This window comes from Nocardioides mangrovi, from assembly GCF_020073815.1.
In the GTDB taxonomy this organism is placed as follows: Bacteria; Actinomycetota; Actinomycetes; order Propionibacteriales; family Nocardioidaceae; genus Nocardioides; species Nocardioides mangrovi.
Genome location: NZ_JAIQZJ010000025.1, coordinates 1 through 17,957 on the forward strand (window position 1 = coordinate 1; position 17,957 = coordinate 17,957).

Below are 17,957 nucleotides of genomic sequence, written 5' to 3' on the forward strand. Positions count from 1 at the left end.
AGCTCACCGATCTGCGCCAGCGTGATCTTCTCGCCCGCAGCACGTCGGCGTAGACAGGCCGCGATCACCGCCCGGTCCTCACCGGTCAACGCTCGACGCTGGGCTGGAGCGCCCCTGGACGAAACACCCTCGACCACCGGCACGACACCGAGACCACCTACCTTCGAGCGAGCCAACTCCAACGTCACCGGAGCAGACTGGCGCCACCAATCCCATGCCGACTGCTTCGCCACGCCAGCCTCGGCAGCCGCGGCCGAAACCGACCAGCCCTCCACCACCCGGTCAAAGAACGCGAGCCGCACCTCGTACCGAACTCCACGAACCACCTCACAACACCTCCACCACTCGGTGTTGCTTCGACCACCTGATTCCGCCGGTGGATCCGCAGCCGATACGTCAGGTACGACGGTCGAGCCGGTCGCGCAGCCACTCCTCCTCGTCGGCGGGCAGGATGCCGGCGGCGAGGACGAGGTCGGCGGCGTCGAGGTCGCCCAGCAGGGCGCGGAACGTGGTCGGCAGGTCGATGCCGTGGTCGGCGGTGGACAGCACGCGGACGGCGTCGCCGGGCCGGACCGTGCCGCCGGTGACGATCGCGAGGTAGGCGCCCGTGCGGCCGACCTCGCTGAAGGTGCGGAGCCAGCCGGGCTCGCCCATCCGCAGGGCGAAGGTGGCGCAGGGCAGCCGCGGGCCGGTGACCTCGAGGACGACCTCGTCACCGACCGCCCAGCGGTCACCGACCCGGGCGGCGTCGACGTCGAGGCCCTCGGTGGTGAGGTTCTCGCCGAAGGCGCCGTCGGCCAGCGGCCGGTCGAGGCGGGCCGACCACCGGTCGAGCTCCTCGCGGGCGAACGCGTAGACCGCCTGGCCGTCGCCCCCGTGGCTGCGGGTGTCGCCGATGAAGTCGCCGACCAGGCCGCTGCCGAGGCCTCCGTGCTTGGGGCCGGGCGCGCGGAGCAGCGCCGACTCCACGGGCCGCTTGTGGTGGCCGGTGACGCCGACCCGCTTGGCCGGGTTGGGCTCGCGGCTCCCGAGGTTGACCGACCGGACCCGGCCGGCGGGCTCAGCGGGCGACGGCATCGATCTCGAGCCGTACGTAGTCGACGACGGGCTCGTCGAGGGCGAGGCGTACGTCGCGGACGAAGCCGGCGCGGTCGGCCTCGGGGAGCGCGTCGAGCTTCGAGCCCAGGACGACGGTGGCGAGGTAGCGCTCGAGCACGTCGGCGTCCTCGCAGCGGAAGGGATCGGCGCGCAGGACCACGGACCGCACCTCGAAGCCGGCGTCGAGGAGCCGCGCCCGGGTGTCGTCCTCGCCGGCGAACTCCCAGCCGTCGTGCTCCTCGCCGGTGACCCTCGCCAGCGCGCGGTTGACGCCGGCGACGTTGCCGCGACCGCCGCAGTCGGTGGTCAGCGCGGCGCCCGGCCGCATGGCGGCGCGGAGGTTCGCGAAGAGCCCGGCGTGGTCCTGGATCCAGTGGAACGCGGCGACGCTCATGACGGCGTCGACCGGCTCGGGCACCGGCAGCGGCGGTCGGGTGAGGTCGGCGCGTACCAGCGTCGCGCGGTCGCCGAGCCGCTCCCGTGCCTGGTCGAGCATCTGCTGCGAGCCGTCGATGCCGACCACCCGCACGCCCGGCCACCGCTCGAGCAGCGCGGCTGCGTCCCGCCCGGTGCCACAGCCGGCATCGAGCACGAGCTCGTCACCGCCCAGGCCCGCGAGCTCCATGCGGTCGAGGACCCGTTGGCCCCACGCGACGTGGGGGAGCGGGAGCGCGTCGTACGACGCGGCGTCCCACTCGCGCACGCTGCTCATGCGACGACGGGCGTGGTGCGCTCGACGATCGATCGCAGGTCGCCGCCGGCGAGTGTGCCCAGCACCCCGTCGTAGGACGACCCGAGGCGCGACGCGCAGAACACGTCGGCGACCTCCGGCGGGGCGAACCGCACGAGCAGGGAGCCCTGGAGGCAGAGCGCCATCCGGGAGGCGAGCCGGCGGGCGTTGACCTCGAGCGAGCCCGGGTCGTCCATCAGCGAGCCGATGAGCGCGAGCGTGTCCTCGATCGCCCGGTCGAGCCGCGCGTCGCCGCCGCGAGCCCGGCCGACCTCGGTGATCCAGGCGTCCAGGACCTCCGGCTCGCGGCCGAGCGCGCGGAGGACGTCGAGCGCGTTGACGTTGCCCGAGCCCTCCCACACCGAGTTGAGCGGCGCCTCGCGGTAGAGCAGCGGCAGGCCCGACTCCTCGACGTACCCGTTGCCGCCCAGGCACTCCAGCGCCTCGGCGACGAGGAACGGCGTGCGCTTGCAGACCCAGAACTTCGCCAGCGGCAGCGCGATCCGGCGCAGGGCGGCCTCGTGCGGGTCCTGGATGTTGTCGACGGCGGACGCGAGCCGGATCGCGAGCGCGGTCGCCGCCTCGGTCTCGACGGCCATGTCGGCGAGGACGTTCTGCATGAGCGGCTTCTCCGCGAGGAGAGAGCCGAACGCCGAGCGGTGCGCAGCGTGCCAGCTGGCCTCGTTGACCGCGCGCCGCATCAGCGACGTCGACCCGAGGACGCAGTCGAGCCGGGTCGCCGCCACCATCTCGATGATGGTGCGCACCCCGCGGCCCTCGTCGCCGAGCCGGAGCGCGACCGTGCCGTCGAACTCCAGCTCCGACGACGCGTTGGAGCGGTTGCCCAGCTTGTCCTTGAGCCGCACCACGTCGAGCTGGTTGCGGGTCCCGTCCGCGAGCACGCGCGGCACCACGAAGCACGTCACCCCGCCCTCGGCCTGCGCGAGCACCAGGAAGACGTCGTTCATCGGGGCGGAGGTGAACCACTTGTGGCCGTGCAGGGTGTACTCGCCCTCCACGGAGGTACGCCGCGCCTCGGTGACGTTCGCCCGGACGTCGGATCCGCCCTGCTTCTCGGTCATCCCCATCCCGGCGAGCGCGCCGAGCTTGGCCGACGGAGCCCGGACCCCGGGGTCGTAGGACAGCGACGCCAGCAGGGGGGTCCACTCCTTGGCGAGCGCGTCGTCGGCCCGCAGCGCCGGGACCGCGGCGTAGGTCATCGAGATCGGGCAGCCGTGGCCCGGCTCGGTGTGCGACCAGGCCATGAAGCCCGCGGCGCGGCGTACGTGCGCGTGCGGCGAGTCGGACTCCCAGGGCGCCGCGGCGAGGCCCTGGCCGACCGCGCGCTCCATCAGCCAGTGCCAGGACGGGTGGAACTCGACCTCGTCGATCCGGTTGCCGTAGCGGTCGTACGGCGTGAGCCGGGGGTGGTGCTCGTTGGCGAGCATCCCGTGCTCACGCGCCTCGGCGGTGCCGGCGAGCGCACCGATCGGGGCGATGTCGTCGACCACCTCGGCCGACCCGTGCCGGGTGACCGCCTCGACGAGGGCGTGGTCGCCCGTGACGATGTTGTGACCAACGAGGAGCGGCGCCTGGTTCGTGGCTACCCGGATGTTGGAATCCATGTGCCTACGGTAGGTCCATGACCGAGGCGGAGCGTGCGCAGACTCGGCCGCGCGCATCCTCCGGCCCCGTGGCGTCGGCGCTGGCGGCCCGCTGGGCGACGGCCCGCGCGCTGGTCTGGCGGCTGGTGGTCACGACGGTCGGCAGCTGCCTGCGCTACCGGGTCACCGGCCTCGCGGCCGAGGCGGCGTTCTTCGCGGTGCTCTCGGTCCCGCCGCTGATCTTCGCGCTGGCCGGCGCCATCGGCTTCGTCACCGACCGCTTCAGCGCGGGGCAGGTGGACGACGTACGCACGGCGGTGATCGACCTCGCCAGTCGCGGGCTCACCGACGGCGCGGTCAACAAGATCATCACGCCGACCATCGACGACGTCCTCAAGGGCGGCCGCATCGACGTCATCTCGCTCGGCTTCGTGCTCGCGCTCTGGTCGGGGTCGCGGGCGCTGCACGTCTTCGTCGACGCGATCACGATCATGCACGGGCTCGGGGGGCACCGCGGGATCGTCAAGACCCGCGCGCTGTCCTTCCTGCTCTACATCCTCGCCCTGGTCACCGGCGTCTTCATGATCCCGCTCGTCGTCGCCGGACCGGACCTCGTGGCGGCGTGGCTCCCCGAGCGCCTCGACTTCCTCATGCACTTCTACTGGCCGCTGGTGATCGTGATCTGCGTCTGCTTCCTCGCGACGCTCTACCACGTGTCCGTCCCGGTGCGGACCAACTGGAGCTTCAACCTCCCGGGCGCCACCTTCGCCTTCGCCGGCTGGGTCGTCGGGTCCTTCCTGCTGCGGTGGTTCCTCACCATCACCGCCACCGACTCGCGCTCGATCTACGGCCCGCTCGCGGCCCCCATCGCGGTGCTGCTCTGGCTCTACCTGGTCTCGATCGCGGTGCTCATCGGCGCGGCCGTCAACGCGGCGTTCGACGAGGTCTTCCCGCAGAAGACGACCGTGCTCGCGCGACTCGAGCTCGTGCAGCGGCTACGCCGTACCGTCACCCGCCAGGCGAACGGCTAGATTCACCCTCGTGCCGGACGACTCCAGCGACATCACGCAGGGCCGCGCCCGCGGCAAGCTGTCGCTCCCCGACCCCGCACGCTCGCCGTGGTGGGAGCTCGGCCGCCGGCTGCTGCTGGCGCTCGCGATCCTGGTCGGCACCGTCCTGATCGTCTACCTCGACCGCGGCGCCTATCGCGACGGCAACGACCCGCCGCACTACGGCGTCAACCTGATCGACTCGATCTACTACACGACCGTCACGCTGAGCACGACCGGGTACGGCGACATCGCTCCGGTCGCCCCGCACGCCCGGCTGATCAACGCGTTCGTGATCACCCCGCTCCGCATCGCCTTCCTGGTGCTGTTGATCGGGACCACCCTCGAGGTGCTCGCCTCGCAGGGTCGAGAGATGTTCCGCATCGCCCGGTGGAGGAAGAACATGGCGTCCCACGTCGTCGTCATCGGCTACGGCACCAAGGGCCGTGCCGCGGTCGACACCCTCGTCAACAACGGGCTCGAGCGGGAGGCGATCGTCGTGGTCGACCCGGGCTCGAGCGCGTTGCAGGAGGCGCACGCCGACGGCCTCGCCGTGGTCACCGGCGACGCGACCCGCCGCGACGTGCTGCGCCGGGCCGGTGTGGCAGAGGCCGACCAGGTCATCATCACGACCAACCGCGACGACTCCAACGTGCTCGCCACCCTCACCGTGCGCCAGCTCAACCCGGACGTCTGGATCGTGGCCGCGGTCCGGGAGCAGGAGAACGTGGCGCTCATGCGCCAGTCCGGCGCCAACTCGGTCATCACGTCCTCGGACGCCGTCGGCCGGCTGCTCGGGCTCTCCTCGCTCTCGCCGACGCTCGGGCAGGTGATGGAGGACCTCCTCACGTACGGCGAGGGCCTCGAGGTCGCCGAGCGTGAGCTGATCGTCTCCGAGGTCGGCAAGCAGCCCCAGCAGCTGCCCGACCAGGTGATCGCGGTGGTCCGCGACGAGAAGGTCTACCGCTACTTCGACCCGGTGGTCACCCAGCTCGCCCGCGGCGACCGGCTGATCGTCGTACGCCCGGCGCGCGAGCTGCCCTGGGCGCCCCGTCCCGGCACGCACAACGAGGAGCTCGCGTCCGAGGACTCGTGATCGGCCGTTTGCGCAGCTTCCCCACAAAACGGACGGTGGACGGCTAGCCTGCTGGACGTGGGTGGGGGCCCTGTGGGTGGAACGCGCGACAACCGGCTGCAACCGCACGTCTACGTGGGTGCAGCCGGGGCTTTGTGCTTCGCTGCGCTCATGGTCGTGTCGGGCCTGGTGCCGCGCATGTCCGCGCTCGACGGGGAGTCCTTCTCGGCCCTCTGGCCGGCCGGCGGCATCCCGATCCTCTGGCTCCTGGTCCGCGGCGCTCGCACCGTGTCGGTCGACTCCGCGCTGCTCGTCGCCGCGGCGTACGCCGCCAACCTGGTCGCCGGTGCCGACCTCGGCCTCGCGGCCGTCTTCGCCGCCGCCAACGTCGTGCAGACCTGGGTCGCGGTGCTGCTGCTGCGCCGGTGGTGCCCGCGCCTGTGGGGCTGCGGGGGACAGGCGCCCCTGGACCGGCCGCGGTCGGTCGCGGGTCTCGGTGCCGCGCTGGTCGTCGCGATCGCCGTCGGCACCGGGATCGGTACGGCGGGCGCGCTGCTGCTGCCGGACCAGGTGCCCGGCGGCTTCGGCACCGTCGACGTGGCGCTGTGGTTCGGGCGCAACCTGTGCGCCGCGCTGATCGTGCTGGGCTTCGGGCTCCTGCTGGGGCAGCGGATCACCTCGCCGCGACCGCGCCCGAGCGCACGCGGCGAGGGCGGTGTCATCGAGCTGACGGCCGCGCTCACCTTCACCGTCGGCATGTACGCGCTGGTCTTCCAGTTCGACGATCTCCCGCTGACCTTCCCGCTGCTCGCCGCGAGCGTGTGGGTGGGCGCCCGCTTCTCGACGCTGGTCAGCGCCTCGCACTCGCTCGTCGTCGGCCTGGTGACGATGGCGCTGACCCTCAACGGCACCGGCCCGTTCGCGGGGGTCGACGACGTCGCCCTCGGCTACCTGCTCGCCCAGCTCTACGTCAGCACGATCGCGCTCACCGGGCTGGCCATCGCGACCGGCCGCGACGAGCGGGTCGCGCTCGCCGACGAGCTGCGGCGCACCCGAGAGGCGGCCGTCTACGAGGAGCGGATGCGGGCCGCGGTCATCGGGTCGATGACCGAGGGTGTCCTCGTCGTCGACGAGGCCGGTGACCTGCTCGTCCAGAACGAGGCCGCCGCTCGCGCGCTCGGCATGGCGGCCCCGCTCAGCGCGGGCACGATCGCCGCCATCGAGTCGACCCGGCTCGACGGCAGCGAGGTCACCAAGGACCACCAGCCCAGCTGCCGCGCGCTGGCCGGTGAGGCCGTGTACGACGAGCAGCTGCTGATCCGCATCGACGACGGCACGGAGCGGGTGCTGACGATCTCGGCGATCCCGCTGCCCCGGGACGAGATCAACGCCCGCGCCCGCGCGCTCATGCTGATCCGTGACACGACCTCCGACCACGCCAACCGCGAGGAGCTCTCGGCGTTCGCCGGGGTCGTCGCGCACGACCTGCGCAACCCGCTGGCCGCGATCGACGGCTGGACGGAGATGATCGCCGACGAGCTCGACGCCGGCGCCCTCGACGCCCAGCTCGCGCAGGAGTTCGTCTCCCGTGTGCGGTCGGCCTCGCGGCGGATGCGGGAGCTGATCCGTGACCTGCTGGCCCACGCCACCAGCAGCGCCCGCGACCTCGATGTCGGCAAGGTCGAGATCGCGGCCCTGGTCCGCGAGATCGCCGCCGGCCGGCACGCGGAGGGCCAGGTCAGCGCCGAGCACGCACCCGCCGTCCTCGGCGACCCGGTGCTGATCCGCCAGGTCCTCGACAACCTGATCGGCAACGCGCTCAAGTACGTCGCACCGGGGGAGCAGGCCAAGGTCGCCGTCCGCGGCGCCCGCACCGACGCCCGCTGGGTCACCATCCAGGTCGCCGACAACGGCATCGGCATCCCCGAGGGCGATCGCGACCGGATCTTCGAGGAGTTCCACCGCGCGCACTACCGGGAGTACGAAGGCAGCGGCCTCGGGCTCTCGATCGTCCGCCGGATCGTGAACCGGCACGGCGGCACCATCAGTGCGATGCCCAACCCCGAAGGACAGGGCTCGGTCTTCGAGTTCACGCTCCCGGCGTACGACGCCTGAGGGATTCATCCGGACGCTCATCCCTCCGGGTGAGCCGCCCGGGGCGGCCACGAGCGATCCTGACCCTGCCCGTGCGGCCCACCCTTCGTCCCCGCGCCTCGGGGGATCGGGGCGGGGTGCGGCCGCCGGGTCCAGCCGGATCAGACCTGGCCATTTGTTGTGCTTCTGCCAGATTCCTGCAAGGTCGCCCGCGCTCACCGGACGGCGCCTACTCTGGAGGAGAACCACCTCGGCGACCCGAGACGCCGATCTGGTTCCGCCCCGTCGGCTCAGTCCGGCGGGACACACGTCGACAGGGAGGGGGCCCGAGGTCGTCGCTGCCCTCGGACCCTCCCTGTCCTCGCTGTCTCGGCTGCCCGTGGGCTACCCGCGTCGCTGCAGGTAGAGCACGACCGCGATCACGACGGCCAGGGTGACCACCAGGAGCCACGGGTGGTGGTGGAGCAGGTAGAACCCGCCCACGCCCCGCCTACCGATGAGGGTCGTCATCCTCGTGACGGTAGCGCGACCTCCAGTCGCGGTCCGGTGCCTCGTCCTCGTGCCGCCCGTTCCACGACTCCAGCGAGCGGTAGACGGTGAGCTCGATGCGCAGCCGGTGCGGCAGCGCCAGGCCCCGCGCGTCCGCGAAGGCGGCGTACGTCTCGAGCGCCCGCCGGAGCCGTGCCTGGGCAGCGAGCACCTTCCGCCGGCTCTGCTCGACGTCGCCGCGCAGCCTGACCACCGCCTCGCGCGCCTCGTCGACCTCGAGGAGCAGGAGCTGGATCGGCGTCAGACGCGGCACGGCGGTCATGCCGGAAGTGGGCCACGTCGACCGCTCCGCAGGTGGGTGGCACCCCGTGCTTCACCCAATTCCAGGTACGACGCGCCACCCGCGCTAGGCCCGCCAGTCCGACGCGGCCATCGGCCGGATGCAGGCCGCCCGGATCCACGTGCACCCGCTCGACCAAGTGCCCTCGCGGTGGCTGTTCGCCCAGATCACCAGCCCCTCCCACGCCGGCTGCCCGCGCGGGTCGGCGCCCCGTCGCCACTCGAGCAGCAGCCCCACGCTCGGCGGCAGCCCTGCGTTGTGGTTCCACATGCCGGTGGAGTCGATCCAGACCGCACGGGGGAGCCGCGTCGTCCCCGCTCGCGGCTCCCCTCCCATCGGGCCAGAATAGAACAGGTGTTCGAACGGCGGGACGTCGGGAGGCCACGCAGGCGGGACCGCCGGAGGCCTGAAGTTGGGGGTCATCAGCCGTCCTGCGGTCCCGGTGTCCCGGCCGGCAGCACGGCCGGGACGTCCGAAGCGGCACCCCCTGCTGCTACGGACGTCGCCTCGGGCAGCACCCCTCGGAAGTGGGCCACGAATCCGGTCAAAGGACATCAGGCGTTCGTGACCGCGAGTGCTGACTCGACGGTACGTCGCGCTCCGCGGATCCAGTTCCCCTAATCCGGTGAATCGGCGGGAGCGCTGCGATGCGCCGGGCTTGTGGAGCTCTGCCGCGGACTGATCGCACACGGCCTGAGATGCAAGAAGCCCCTGAGAGGCGTTCTGCCTGCTCAGGGGCCCTTGTCGCGCTGGTGGGCGATACTGGGTTTGAACCAGTGACCTCTTCCGTGTCAAGGAAGCGCGCTACCGCTGCGCCAATCGCCCGGGTCTTGAGTTTGGTGGAGGGACTGCGTGGAGGTGGGTACGGGATTTGAACCCGTGTACACGGATTTGCAGTCCGTTGCCTCGCCTCTCGGCCAACCCACCATGGAGGCCAAACCAGGGAGAGACCTCTCCGAGCGGACGACGAGGCTCGAACTCGCGACCTCAACCTTGGCAAGGTTGCGCTCTACCAACTGAGCTACGTCCGCTTGCGCTCCGATCCGGTCTCCCGGTCGGCGTGCGTGAGAACAGTAGCCGATGCCCCAGACCATGCAAAATCGGGCCCCGTACGGCGCGTCTCCCGGCGCGTCGGGCCCTCTCCGGGCACCCGCGACGCTCCTAGAGTGACGCTCATGCACGTGTGGATCAACGGCCATCTCCTCGACGATCCCGCCGCTCCGGCGGTGGCCGTGAGCGACCACGGGTTCACGGTGGGCGACGGCGTCTTCGAGGCGATCAAGGTGGTCGACGGCCTCCCGTTCGCGCTCGACCGGCACCTCCAGCGGCTGCACGGATCCGCCACGGGACTCGGCCTGCCCGAGGTCGACGAGGACGCCGTACGCCGCGGCATCGCGGCCGTCCTGGACGCCGAGCGGCTGCCGCTCGGCCGGCTGCGGATCACCGTCACCGGCGGCCCGGCGCCGATGGGCTCCGGTCGCGGCCACGCCGAACCGACCATCGCTGTGGTGGCCGACGCGATGCAGCCCTGGCCGCCGGCCACCGCGGTCGCGACCGTGCCGTGGCCGCGCAACGAGCGCGGCGCGCTGGCCGGTCTCAAGACCACGTCGTACGCCGAGAACGTCGTCGCCCTGGCCGCCGCGAAGGAGCGCGGCGCGAGCGAGGCGGTCTTCGCCAACCTGGCCGGCCACCTCTGCGAGGGCACCGGCTCCAACGTCTTCTACGTCGTCGACGGCGAGCTGCGGACGCCCACGCTCGCCAGCGGCTGCCTCGCCGGCGTCACCCGCGCGCTGATCCTCGAGTGGTACGGCGGTCGCGAGGTCGACGAGCCGATCGAGGTCGTCGAGCGGGCCAGCGAGGTCTTCCTGGCGTCCACGACGCGCGACGTCCAGGCGGTCGAGCGCTGGAACGACCGGGCGCTGCCGGCCCCCGGACCGATCACCCGCGAGGCGCAGGCCGTGTGGCGCGGGCGGGAGCCGGAGCTACTCGGTCGGTGAGCCGAGGATCGCCTCGACCAGCCTGTCGAGATCGATCGTCTCGGTGCCGAGCGGCACGATCGCGAGCGTGCGCGTCAGGAACCGGTAGAGCTCGTGGGTGCGCAGCTGCGTCACCAGGCGGCCGTCGGGGGAGCAGAACTCGATGACCACGGCCGCGCGGCCGTTCTCGTCGATGCTCGGCCAGAGGAGGACGTCACCCTGGCCGGCCGGGTCGGTGACGCCCTGCAGCAGCAGGTCGCGACCGACCACCCAGCTGACCTGGTCCTGCGGACCGCGGAAGGTGATGGTGACGGCCCACGGGTCGTGGGCGTCGTAGGCGAGGGACGCCGGGAGGTCGAGGCTGCGACCCCGGGCGTCGAGGCACTGGAGGGTCACGGCCTGGCTCAGGGCCGGCGACATCGGCTGCTGCATCACGACGAGGAGACGGCGTACCCGGTGGTCCGTGACGCGGTTCTCCTCCCGAATGTGGAGAGGCGCCGGAGTTGGGCTAGAGTCTGCGTCCGCAGGGGCGATTGGCGCAGTGGTAGCGCGCTTCGTTCACACCGAAGAGGTCACTGGTTCGAACCCAGTATCGCCCACCTGGAAGAGCCGCACGCATCGCGTGCGGCTCTTGGCATTTCGGCCGTGGGTGGTAGCGCGGCTCTGCCGTTTGCACCGAAGAGGTCACTGGTTCGAACCCAGTATCGCCCACCCTCAGCTCGCGAAAGAACGGTCCGGAATGCCGCCAGGCTCCGGGCCGTTTCTCGTTCCATGACGACCATCGGACTCATCGGAGCAGGCAACATCGGCAGCGCGATCGCGAGGCGTGCGGTCGCGGCGGGGTACGACGTGGTGCTGAGCAACAGCCGTGGACCGGAGACGCTCGGCGACCTGGTCAGCGAGCTCGGGCCGCACGCGAGCGCCGCGACGGCGGCCGAGGCCGCGGCGGCGGGCGACCTCGTCGTGGTGACCATCCCGCTGAAGAGCATCGGCGCGGTGCCGGTCGAGCCGCTGCGCGGCAAGACCGTGATCGACACGAACAACTACTACCCGCAGCGCGACGGGCAGATCGCCGAGCTCGACGACGAGACCTCGACGACGTCCGAGCTGCTGCAGGCCCACCTGCCGGAGTCGCACGTGGTGAAGGCCTTCAACAACATCTTCCACGTCTTCATCGGCACCCTCGCCCGGCCGGCCGGCGACCCGGAGCGCAGCGTCCTCGCGATCGCGGGGGACGACGCCGACGCGAAGGCCGAGGCGGCGGCGTTCATCGGCGACGTCGGCTTCGACGCCCACGACATCGGGCCCCTCGCCGAGGGCTGGCGCTACCAGCGCGACCTCCCGGCGTACGCCGGCCTCTACTTCGACGACGACGGCAACGCTCGCCCGGTCGACGCCGCCCTGCTGGACGACAAGCTCGCCCAGGCCCAGCGCTATCGCGACATGTGATCCCCGCCGGCCGGTGGTGATCCGGCTCGAGGCGGACCGAACCGAGGAGAACTGCCGCGCGAGCGGCGGAGGGTGGTCGATACGATCGGTGGGTCCGTTCGACCACCTCAAGACCCAGGAGCCACCGTGTCCGACCTCAAGATCGTCCTCGCCCACGCCGACGCGCGTGAGGACCGGACGGTCACGACCGGCACCAAGGCCTGGGAGCTCTTCGCCGAGGAGCCCGCGATCATCGCGGCCCGGGTCGGCGGCCAGCTCAAGGACCTCTCCTACGAGCTGGCCGACGGCGACGAGGTCGAGGGCGTCGCGATCGACAGCAAGGACGGCCACGACATCCTGCGCCACTCGACCGCGCACGTGATGGCGCAGGCGGTGCAGCAGCTCTACCCGGAGGCCAAGCTCGGCATCGGCCCGCCGGTCCAGGACGGCTTCTACTACGACTTCGACGTCGAGACCCCGTTCGTGCCCGAGGACCTCGCGAAGATCGAGACCGCGATGCGGAAGATCATCAAGGAGGGCCAGCGCTTCGAGCGTCGCGTCACCACCGACCACGACGCGATCCACGAGCTCGCGGACGAGCCCTACAAGATCGAGCTGATCGGTCTCAAGGGCGCGGGCAAGGCGGAGGACGCCGCCCATGAGATCGCCGAGGGGGCGAGCGCCGAGGTCGGCGCCGGCGAGCTGACCATCTACGACAACGTCCGGCGCAACGGCGACGTCGCCTGGAGCGACCTCTGCCGCGGCCCGCACCTGCCCACCACCAAGCGGATCCCCGCCTTCAAGCTGATGCGGAGCGCCGCGGCGTACTGGCGCGGCGACGAGAAGAACAAGCAGCTGCAGCGCATCTACGGCACCGCGTGGGAGTCCAAGGAGGCGCTCGAGGAGCACCTCCACCGGATCGAGGAGGCCGAGCGGCGCGACCACCGCAAGCTGGGCCGCGAGCTCGACCTCTTCAGCTTCCCCGACGAGATCGGCTCCGGCCTCGCGGTCTTCCACCCCAAGGGTGGCGTGATCAAGCGGGTGATGGAGGACTACGTCCGGCAGCGGCACATCGAGGAGGGTTTCTCGTACGTCGGCACCCCCCACATCACCAAGGACCAGCTCTTCTACACCTCGGGCCACCTGCCTTACTACGCGGACACCATGTTCCCGCCCATGGAGTTCGAGGGCTCGAACTACATGATCAAGCCGATGAACTGCCCGATGCACAACCTGATCTACCGGTCGCGCGGGCGGTCCTACCGGGAGCTGCCGCTGCGGCTCTTCGAGTTCGGCTCGGTCTACCGCTACGAGAAGTCCGGTGTCATCCACGGCCTCACCCGCGTGCGCGGCCTGACCCAGGACGACTCCCACTCCTACGTCACCCCGGAGCAGGCGCCGGCCGAGATCGAGCACCTGCTCAACTTCGTGCTCGGGCTGCTGCGCGACTTCGGCATCGACGACTTCTACCTGGAGCTCTCGACCCGCGACGACTCCAAGCCGGACAAGTTCGTCGGGTCCGACGAGGACTGGGAGGTCGCGACCAAGGTCCTCGAGGACGTCGCGATCGCCTCGGGCCTCGAGCTCGTGCCCGACCCGGGTGGCGCGGCGTTCTACGGTCCGAAGATCTCGGTCCAGGCCAAGGACGCCATCGGCCGCACCTGGCAGATGTCGACCATCCAGTACGACTTCAACCAGCCCAAGGGGTTCGGCCTCGAGTACAACGGCGCGGACGGCCAGAAGCACCAGCCGGTGATGATCCACTCCGCGAAGTTCGGCTCCCTGGAGCGCTTCTTCGGCGTGCTCGTCGAGCACTACGCCGGCGCCTTCCCTCCGTGGCTCGCGCCGGTGCAGGTGCAGGCGATCCCGGTCGCCGACGCCTTCGCCGACTACCTGTACGACGTTGCGAAGCAGATGCGCGCGCGGGGGATCCGGGTCGAGGTCGACGACTCCGACGACCGGATGCAGAAGAAGATCCGCAACGCGCAGCTGCAGAAGGTGCCGTTCATGATCATCGCCGGCGGCGATGATGTGGCCGCCGGTGCGGTGTCCTTCCGCTACCGCGACGGGCGCCAGGACAACGGCGTCCCGCTCGAGGAGGCGATCCAGCGGGTCGTCGACGCGGTCGCCTCGCGCGAGCAGGTGTGATCCGGCGCGCCGCGGCGCTCGTCGCCGCGGTCGCGCTGCTCGCAGGGTGCTCGACGTCGGACCCGGGCGACGCCGGACCCACGCCGACGACCAGCCCGCCGTCGCCACGGCCGACGGCGGTCGTGACCGCGGAGGTCGACCGGGAGACCTCGCGCCTGCGGGCGCTCGCGCAGCTGGCGGAGGCCGCCGCGGCCACGATCCCCACGGCCAGCCCGCCGCGGATCCGGGCGCAGGGAGACGAGACCGTCCTCGGCGCCGACATCAGCTGGCCGCAGTGCCCGAAGGGGATGGGCATCCCCGAACGCCGCACGCTGGGGCTGCCGATGCCGACCGACGAGGCGCAGTACGTCGTGCTCGGGCTCACCAACGGGCCCGGCTTCACGGCCAACCCGTGCCTCGCCGACCAGGTGGCCTGGGTGCAGGAGCGCCACCTCCTGGCGGCGGCGTACGCCGTGGTGAGCCAGCCCGATGCGTCCGCGATCGCCGAGCACGGCACCGACGGACCCTTCGACGGGACGACCGAGCTCGGGTCGCTGGCCAACACCGGCTACCAGCAGGCGCTCGCCAACGTCGCGACGATGCGACGTGCCGGACTGGCCAGCCCCGTCGTGTGGCTGGACGTCGAGCACGTGCCCGACTTCGAGTGGAGCAGTGACGTGACGGCGAACGCCGCGGTGGTGCAGGGGGCGGCCCGCGGCTACCAGGACGCCGGCTACCACGCGGGCGTCTACTCGACGCCGTCGCTGTGGTCGGACGTCGTCGGTGACCTGGCGCTCGGCCTGCCCGAGTGGCGGGCGGCGGGGCAGACCTCGCGCGAGGAGGCGCTCGACCGCTGCGGCGACGACTGGCGGATCCAGGACGGGGACGCGGTGCTGGCGCAGTGGGTCGAGGACCGTCGCGACCTCGACGTCACCTGCCCGGGAGCCGCGGCCCGGCTCGGCCGGTGGTTCACGCAGTACTGACCACGAGGCGCTTCTCGTACCGACGGCAGGGCGAGATGAACTGCTGGCCGAGCGCGGTGACCTCGTAGGGCAGGTCTCCCTCGTCGTACCAGCCGTGCTTCTCGTAGAAGCGCCGCGCCCGGGCGTTGCCGACGACGACGGCCAGCCAGGCGACGTCGTACCCGGCGTCGGCGACCTGCTGCTCGACGGCGGCGAGCAGGGGAGCGGCGACGCCGCCGCCGTGGTGAGCCGGGTCGACGAAGACCTGCTCGACCTCGTCGCCGTCGACCATCGTGAAGCCGACGACCGCGCCGTCGACCACCGCGACGACCGTGTCGTCGACGCGCGCCGGCGTCCGCTCGTGGAACGCCTCGAGCGTCCGGGCCGCGGTGAGCCCGTCGGGCACGTGTCCGGCGTGCGCGACGTGCCACGCCGCGTGCCAGATGTCGGCGACGGTCGCCATGTCGGCGGGGACGGCCGGTCGGAGCTGCACACCACCACCCTAGGGTGGTGCCATGACCGATCCGGCCGGCCACCCGCGCGACGGGTTCGAGGGCTTCGACCGTCTCTGGACGCCGCACCGGATGGCGTACGTCGCGCCCAGCGAGCCGGCCGAGGACCGCGGCTGCCCCTTCTGCGCGATGGCCGACCTGCCGCTCGAGGAGAGCCTGGTCGTGCACCGCGGGAGGACCTGCTTCGCGGTGCTCAACCTGCACCCCTACAACCCCGGCCACCTGATGGTGCTGCCGCACCGCCACGTGGCCGAGCTCGAGGACCTCACGCCCGAGGAGGCCGCCGAGCTGATGACCACGACGCAGGAGGCGGTGCGGGTGCTCCGCCAGGTCAGTGGCCCGCACGCCTTCAACGTCGGGCTCAACCTGGGCGGCGTGGCCGGCGGCTCGCTGTCGCAGCACCTCCACCAGCACGTCGTACCGCGGTGGTCGGGCGACGCCAACTTCATCACGGTGGTCGGTGGCACCAAGACGCTCCCGCAGCTGCTGTCCGACACGCGCTCCCTGCTCGCGGAGGCGTGGTCGTGAACGGCCCGACCGACGACGTGGAGCTCGCGGCCCACCTCGTCCGCGAGGCCGGGGTGCTCGCGCAGCGGATGCGGGCCGACGGGTTGGACCCGCAGCGCAAGACGTCGATCTCGGACGTCGTCACCGCGGCCGACCACGCCGCGGAGCGGCTGATCGTCGACACGCTCGCCCGGCAGCGACCCGAGGACGGCGTCCTGGGGGAGGAGGGCGCCGACCGCGAGGGCACGTCGGGTCGGCGCTGGGTGATCGACCCGGTCGACGGCACCTACAACTTCGTCGCCGGCCTGGACTGGTGGTGCTCCGCCCTCGCCTTGGTCGATGGCGACGACCTCGTGCTCGGCGCGGTCCACCACGCCGCGACCGGGCGCACCTGGGTCGGCGGCCCGGCGGCGGGGCCCTCCGTCGACGGCGTGCCGCTGCCACGGCTGCCCGACAGGTCGGCTGCGGAGTCGTGCCTCGTCACCTACCTGCACCCACCGTTCTACGACACCGAGGTCGGGGCGGCGTTCGGCCGGATGGTCTCCGGCGTCGCGACGGTGCGGATGCTCGGCTCGGGCACGATGGACGCGATGGCGATCGCCGAGGGGCGCCTGCACGTGCTGTGCCAGCACTCCGTCCCGCCGTGGGACCGCCTGCCCGGCGAGGCGATCATCCTCGCCGCCGGCGGCACGACGAGGACCGTCCGTGCCGCCGGCGTCGAGTGGTACGTCGCGGGCGCCCCGACCGCGGTGGCCGAGGTCGCCGCGGCGCTGTCAGGTCAGCGGACGCCGTAGAGGTACTCCAGGGCGAGCTGGTCGAGGCGCTCGAAGGCCATGCCCCGCTCGGCGGCGGCGTCCGGGTCGAACGACTCCGCGCGCAGGTCGGCGATGGTCTCGCCCGCCGCCAGCGACGGCACGGCGAGCTGGTCGACGCGCGCGTCGGTGAGCGCCTGCTGGACCTCCGGGTCGGCGCGGAAGGCGCGGACCTTGTCGCGCAGGATCAGGTAGTTGCGCATGCAGGCACGCGCCGACTCCCAGACCCCGTCCATGTCCTCGGTCCGCGGCGGCTTGTAGTCGAAGTGCCGCGGGCCGTCGTACCCACCGTTCTCGACGATGTCGACGGTCCAGAAGGCACCGCGCGCGTTGCCGGCGCCGAAGCGCAGGTCCTGGTCGTAGCGCGGGCCGGTCTGGCCGTTGAGGTCGATGTGGAAGAGCTTGCCGTGCCACAGCGCCTGGGCGAGGCCGTGGGCGTAGTTGAGCGAGGCCATCTCCTCGTGGCCGACCTCGGGGTTGAGGCCGACGAGGTCCGGGTTCTCCAGCTCGTTGATGAAGGCCAGCGCGTGCCCGACGGTCGGCAGCAGGATGTCGCCGCGGGGCTCGTTCGGCTTCGGCTCGATCGCGAAGCGCAGGCCGTAGCCCTGCTCCTCGGAGTAGGCGCCGAGGACGTCGAAGGCCTCCTTGTAGCGCGCGAGCGCGGACTTGATGTCCTTGGCGGCACCCGACTCGGCGCCCTCGCGGCCGCCCCAGGCCACGAAGATCTTGGCGCCGAGCTCGGCGGCCAGGTCGATCTGCTCGGCCGCCTTGCGGATCGCGAAGCGGCGTACGTCGCGGTCGTTGTTGGTGAAGCCGCCGTCCCGGAAGACCGGGTGCGAGAAGAGGTTGGTGGTCACCATCGGGACCACCACGCCGGTCTCCTCGAGCGCCTTGCGGAAGGGCGCGAGGTGCTGCTCCTTCTCCGCGGGGGAGGCGTCGAAGGGGAAGACGTCGTTGTCGTGGAAGGTGATCCCGTAGGCGCCCAGGTCGCTGAGGCGGTGGATCGCCTCCGCGGGGTCGAGGACGGGGCGCACGGCGCCACCGAACACGTCGACGCCCTGCCAGCCGACCGTCCACAGGCCGAAGGAGAAGCGGTCCTCGCGGGTCGGTGCGTAGGCGTCGGAGGTGGTGCTGGTCTGGCTCATCGGGCTCCT

18 protein-coding genes, 4 tRNA genes and 1 pseudogene are annotated in these 17,957 nt (G+C 71.9%); 10 read left to right on the top strand and 13 right to left on the bottom strand.

From position 1 onward, the window contains the following. The 4 genes and pseudogenes from K8U61_RS23495 to K8U61_RS23510 form a co-directional block, all read right to left on the bottom strand. A pseudogene (locus K8U61_RS23495) lies at positions 1–326 on the bottom strand (IS30 family transposase); the annotation flags it as partial. A gap of 70 nt (positions 327–396) precedes the next feature. Further along, entirely contained in the window at positions 397–1,077 is a 681-nt protein-coding gene (locus K8U61_RS23500; RefSeq protein WP_224125446.1) for an MOSC domain-containing protein, read from the bottom strand. Continuing rightward, on the bottom strand, positions 1,061–1,810 hold the full coding sequence (locus tag K8U61_RS23505) for a class I SAM-dependent methyltransferase (RefSeq protein WP_224125447.1): 750 nt from the start codon (positions 1,808–1,810) through the stop codon (positions 1,061–1,063). Before K8U61_RS23505 ends, K8U61_RS23500 begins: the two co-directional genes overlap by 17 nt. Then, positions 1,807–3,453 (bottom strand): acyl-CoA dehydrogenase family protein, encoded by a 1,647-nt coding sequence (locus tag K8U61_RS23510; protein ID WP_224125448.1) that lies wholly within the window; start codon positions 3,451–3,453, stop codon positions 1,807–1,809. The genes K8U61_RS23505 and K8U61_RS23510 overlap by 4 nt, the downstream gene beginning before the upstream one ends. 17 nt (positions 3,454–3,470) lie before the next feature. On the opposite strand from K8U61_RS23510, the gene K8U61_RS23515 reads away from it, so the two are divergent. The 3 genes from K8U61_RS23515 to K8U61_RS23525 all read left to right on the top strand — a co-directional run bounded on the left by K8U61_RS23515 (position 3,471) and on the right by K8U61_RS23525 (position 7,671). Next, positions 3,471–4,463 carry a YihY/virulence factor BrkB family protein gene (locus tag K8U61_RS23515; protein WP_224125449.1) on the top strand — a complete coding sequence of 331 codons (993 nt, stop codon included), beginning with the start codon at positions 3,471–3,473 and terminating at the stop codon, positions 4,461–4,463. 10 nt (positions 4,464–4,473) lie between these two features. Then, positions 4,474–5,577 (top strand): potassium channel family protein, encoded by a 1,104-nt coding sequence (locus K8U61_RS23520; RefSeq protein WP_224125450.1) that lies wholly within the window; start codon positions 4,474–4,476, stop codon positions 5,575–5,577. A 114-nt stretch (positions 5,578–5,691) separates the two neighbouring features. Continuing rightward, positions 5,692–7,671 carry a sensor histidine kinase gene (locus tag K8U61_RS23525; protein WP_308043342.1) on the top strand — a complete coding sequence of 660 codons (1,980 nt, stop codon included), beginning with the start codon at positions 5,692–5,694 and terminating at the stop codon, positions 7,669–7,671. 363 nt (positions 7,672–8,034) lie between these two features. On the opposite strand, the gene K8U61_RS25240 is transcribed toward K8U61_RS23525, so the two are convergent. The 6 genes from K8U61_RS25240 to K8U61_RS23550 all read right to left on the bottom strand — a co-directional run bounded on the left by K8U61_RS25240 (position 8,035) and on the right by K8U61_RS23550 (position 9,510). Then, positions 8,035–8,160, bottom strand: coding sequence for a hypothetical protein (locus K8U61_RS25240; RefSeq protein ID WP_263427673.1), 126 nt, complete (start codon positions 8,158–8,160; stop codon positions 8,035–8,037). Continuing rightward, positions 8,141–8,461, bottom strand: coding sequence for a hypothetical protein (locus K8U61_RS23530; protein WP_224125452.1), 321 nt, complete (start codon positions 8,459–8,461; stop codon positions 8,141–8,143). The genes K8U61_RS25240 and K8U61_RS23530 overlap by 20 nt, the downstream gene beginning before the upstream one ends. A gap of 84 nt (positions 8,462–8,545) precedes the next feature. Further along, positions 8,546–8,815, bottom strand: a complete 270-nt coding sequence (locus K8U61_RS23535; protein WP_224125453.1) for a hypothetical protein — start codon at positions 8,813–8,815, stop codon at positions 8,546–8,548. Positions 8,816–9,229: 414 nt separating this feature from the next. Further along, positions 9,230–9,304, bottom strand: a tRNA-Val gene (locus K8U61_RS23540). A gap of 28 nt (positions 9,305–9,332) precedes the next feature. After that, a tRNA-Cys gene (locus K8U61_RS23545) sits at positions 9,333–9,406 on the bottom strand. 31 nt (positions 9,407–9,437) lie between these two features. Next, a tRNA-Gly gene (locus tag K8U61_RS23550) sits at positions 9,438–9,510 on the bottom strand. A 144-nt stretch (positions 9,511–9,654) separates the two neighbouring features. On the opposite strand from K8U61_RS23550, the gene K8U61_RS23555 reads away from it, so the two are divergent. Beyond that, positions 9,655–10,476 (top strand): aminotransferase class IV, encoded by an 822-nt coding sequence (locus tag K8U61_RS23555; protein ID WP_224125484.1) that lies wholly within the window; start codon positions 9,655–9,657, stop codon positions 10,474–10,476. On the opposite strand, the gene K8U61_RS23560 is transcribed toward K8U61_RS23555, so the two are convergent. Next, positions 10,462–10,887 carry an SsgA family sporulation/cell division regulator gene (locus K8U61_RS23560; protein ID WP_224125454.1) on the bottom strand — a complete coding sequence of 142 codons (426 nt, stop codon included), beginning with the start codon at positions 10,885–10,887 and terminating at the stop codon, positions 10,462–10,464. The genes K8U61_RS23555 and K8U61_RS23560 overlap by 15 nt on opposite strands. 95 nt (positions 10,888–10,982) lie before the next feature. Here K8U61_RS23560 and K8U61_RS23565 point away from each other — a divergent pair. The 4 genes from K8U61_RS23565 to K8U61_RS23580 all read left to right on the top strand — a co-directional run bounded on the left by K8U61_RS23565 (position 10,983) and on the right by K8U61_RS23580 (position 14,993). After that, positions 10,983–11,054, top strand: a tRNA-Val gene (locus K8U61_RS23565). A gap of 46 nt (positions 11,055–11,100) precedes the next feature. Further along, positions 11,101–11,904, top strand: coding sequence for an NADPH-dependent F420 reductase (locus K8U61_RS23570; RefSeq protein WP_224125455.1), 804 nt, complete (start codon positions 11,101–11,103; stop codon positions 11,902–11,904). Positions 11,905–12,030: 126 nt separating this feature from the next. After that, entirely contained in the window at positions 12,031–14,031 is a 2,001-nt protein-coding gene (thrS, locus tag K8U61_RS23575) for a threonine--tRNA ligase (RefSeq protein WP_224125456.1), read from the top strand. Then, positions 14,028–14,993 carry a glycoside hydrolase family 25 domain-containing protein gene (locus K8U61_RS23580; protein WP_224125457.1) on the top strand — a complete coding sequence of 322 codons (966 nt, stop codon included), beginning with the start codon at positions 14,028–14,030 and terminating at the stop codon, positions 14,991–14,993. Before thrS ends, K8U61_RS23580 begins: the two co-directional genes overlap by 4 nt. Here the strand turns inward: K8U61_RS23580 and K8U61_RS23585 are convergent. Continuing rightward, positions 14,980–15,465 (bottom strand): GNAT family N-acetyltransferase, encoded by a 486-nt coding sequence (locus K8U61_RS23585; protein WP_224125458.1) that lies wholly within the window; start codon positions 15,463–15,465, stop codon positions 14,980–14,982. The two genes, K8U61_RS23580 and K8U61_RS23585, sit on opposite strands and share 14 nt — an antisense overlap. Positions 15,466–15,487: 22 nt before the next feature. Between K8U61_RS23585 and K8U61_RS23590 the strand changes: the two genes are divergently transcribed. Together K8U61_RS23590 and K8U61_RS23595 are read left to right on the top strand one after the other, a co-directional pair. Beyond that, positions 15,488–16,012 carry an HIT family protein gene (locus K8U61_RS23590; RefSeq protein ID WP_224125459.1) on the top strand — a complete coding sequence of 175 codons (525 nt, stop codon included), beginning with the start codon at positions 15,488–15,490 and terminating at the stop codon, positions 16,010–16,012. Then, positions 16,009–16,785, top strand: a complete 777-nt coding sequence (locus K8U61_RS23595; protein WP_224125460.1) for an inositol monophosphatase family protein — start codon at positions 16,009–16,011, stop codon at positions 16,783–16,785. Before K8U61_RS23590 ends, K8U61_RS23595 begins: the two co-directional genes overlap by 4 nt. On the opposite strand, the gene xylA is transcribed toward K8U61_RS23595, so the two are convergent. After that, positions 16,770–17,948 carry a xylose isomerase gene (gene xylA, locus K8U61_RS23600; RefSeq protein ID WP_224125461.1) on the bottom strand — a complete coding sequence of 393 codons (1,179 nt, stop codon included), beginning with the start codon at positions 17,946–17,948 and terminating at the stop codon, positions 16,770–16,772. The genes K8U61_RS23595 and xylA overlap by 16 nt on opposite strands. Positions 17,949–17,957: the final 9 nt, after the last annotated feature.

Excerpts from the sequence above, each read along its gene's own strand:
- K8U61_RS25240 (WP_263427673.1), bottom strand. The coding sequence starts at position 8,160 with ATGACGACCCTCATCGGTAGGCGGGGCGTGGGCGGGTTCTACCTGCTC.
- K8U61_RS23535 (WP_224125453.1), bottom strand. The coding sequence starts at position 8,815 with ATGGGAGGGGAGCCGCGAGCGGGGACGACGCGGCTCCCCCGTGCGGTC.
- K8U61_RS23590 (WP_224125459.1), top strand. The coding sequence starts at position 15,488 with ATGACCGATCCGGCCGGCCACCCGCGCGACGGGTTCGAGGGCTTCGAC.
- K8U61_RS23515 (WP_224125449.1), top strand. The coding sequence starts at position 3,471 with ATGACCGAGGCGGAGCGTGCGCAGACTCGGCCGCGCGCATCCTCCGGC.
- K8U61_RS23560 (WP_224125454.1), bottom strand. The coding sequence starts at position 10,887 with ATGCAGCAGCCGATGTCGCCGGCCCTGAGCCAGGCCGTGACCCTCCAG.
- K8U61_RS23530 (WP_224125452.1), bottom strand. The coding sequence starts at position 8,461 with ATGACCGCCGTGCCGCGTCTGACGCCGATCCAGCTCCTGCTCCTCGAG.
- xylA (WP_224125461.1), bottom strand. The coding sequence starts at position 17,948 with ATGAGCCAGACCAGCACCACCTCCGACGCCTACGCACCGACCCGCGAG.
- K8U61_RS23505 (WP_224125447.1), bottom strand. The coding sequence starts at position 1,810 with ATGAGCAGCGTGCGCGAGTGGGACGCCGCGTCGTACGACGCGCTCCCG.
- K8U61_RS23555 (WP_224125484.1), top strand. The coding sequence starts at position 9,655 with ATGCACGTGTGGATCAACGGCCATCTCCTCGACGATCCCGCCGCTCCG.
- K8U61_RS23510 (WP_224125448.1), bottom strand. The coding sequence starts at position 3,453 with ATGGATTCCAACATCCGGGTAGCCACGAACCAGGCGCCGCTCCTCGTT.
- K8U61_RS23500 (WP_224125446.1), bottom strand. The coding sequence starts at position 1,077 with ATGCCGTCGCCCGCTGAGCCCGCCGGCCGGGTCCGGTCGGTCAACCTC.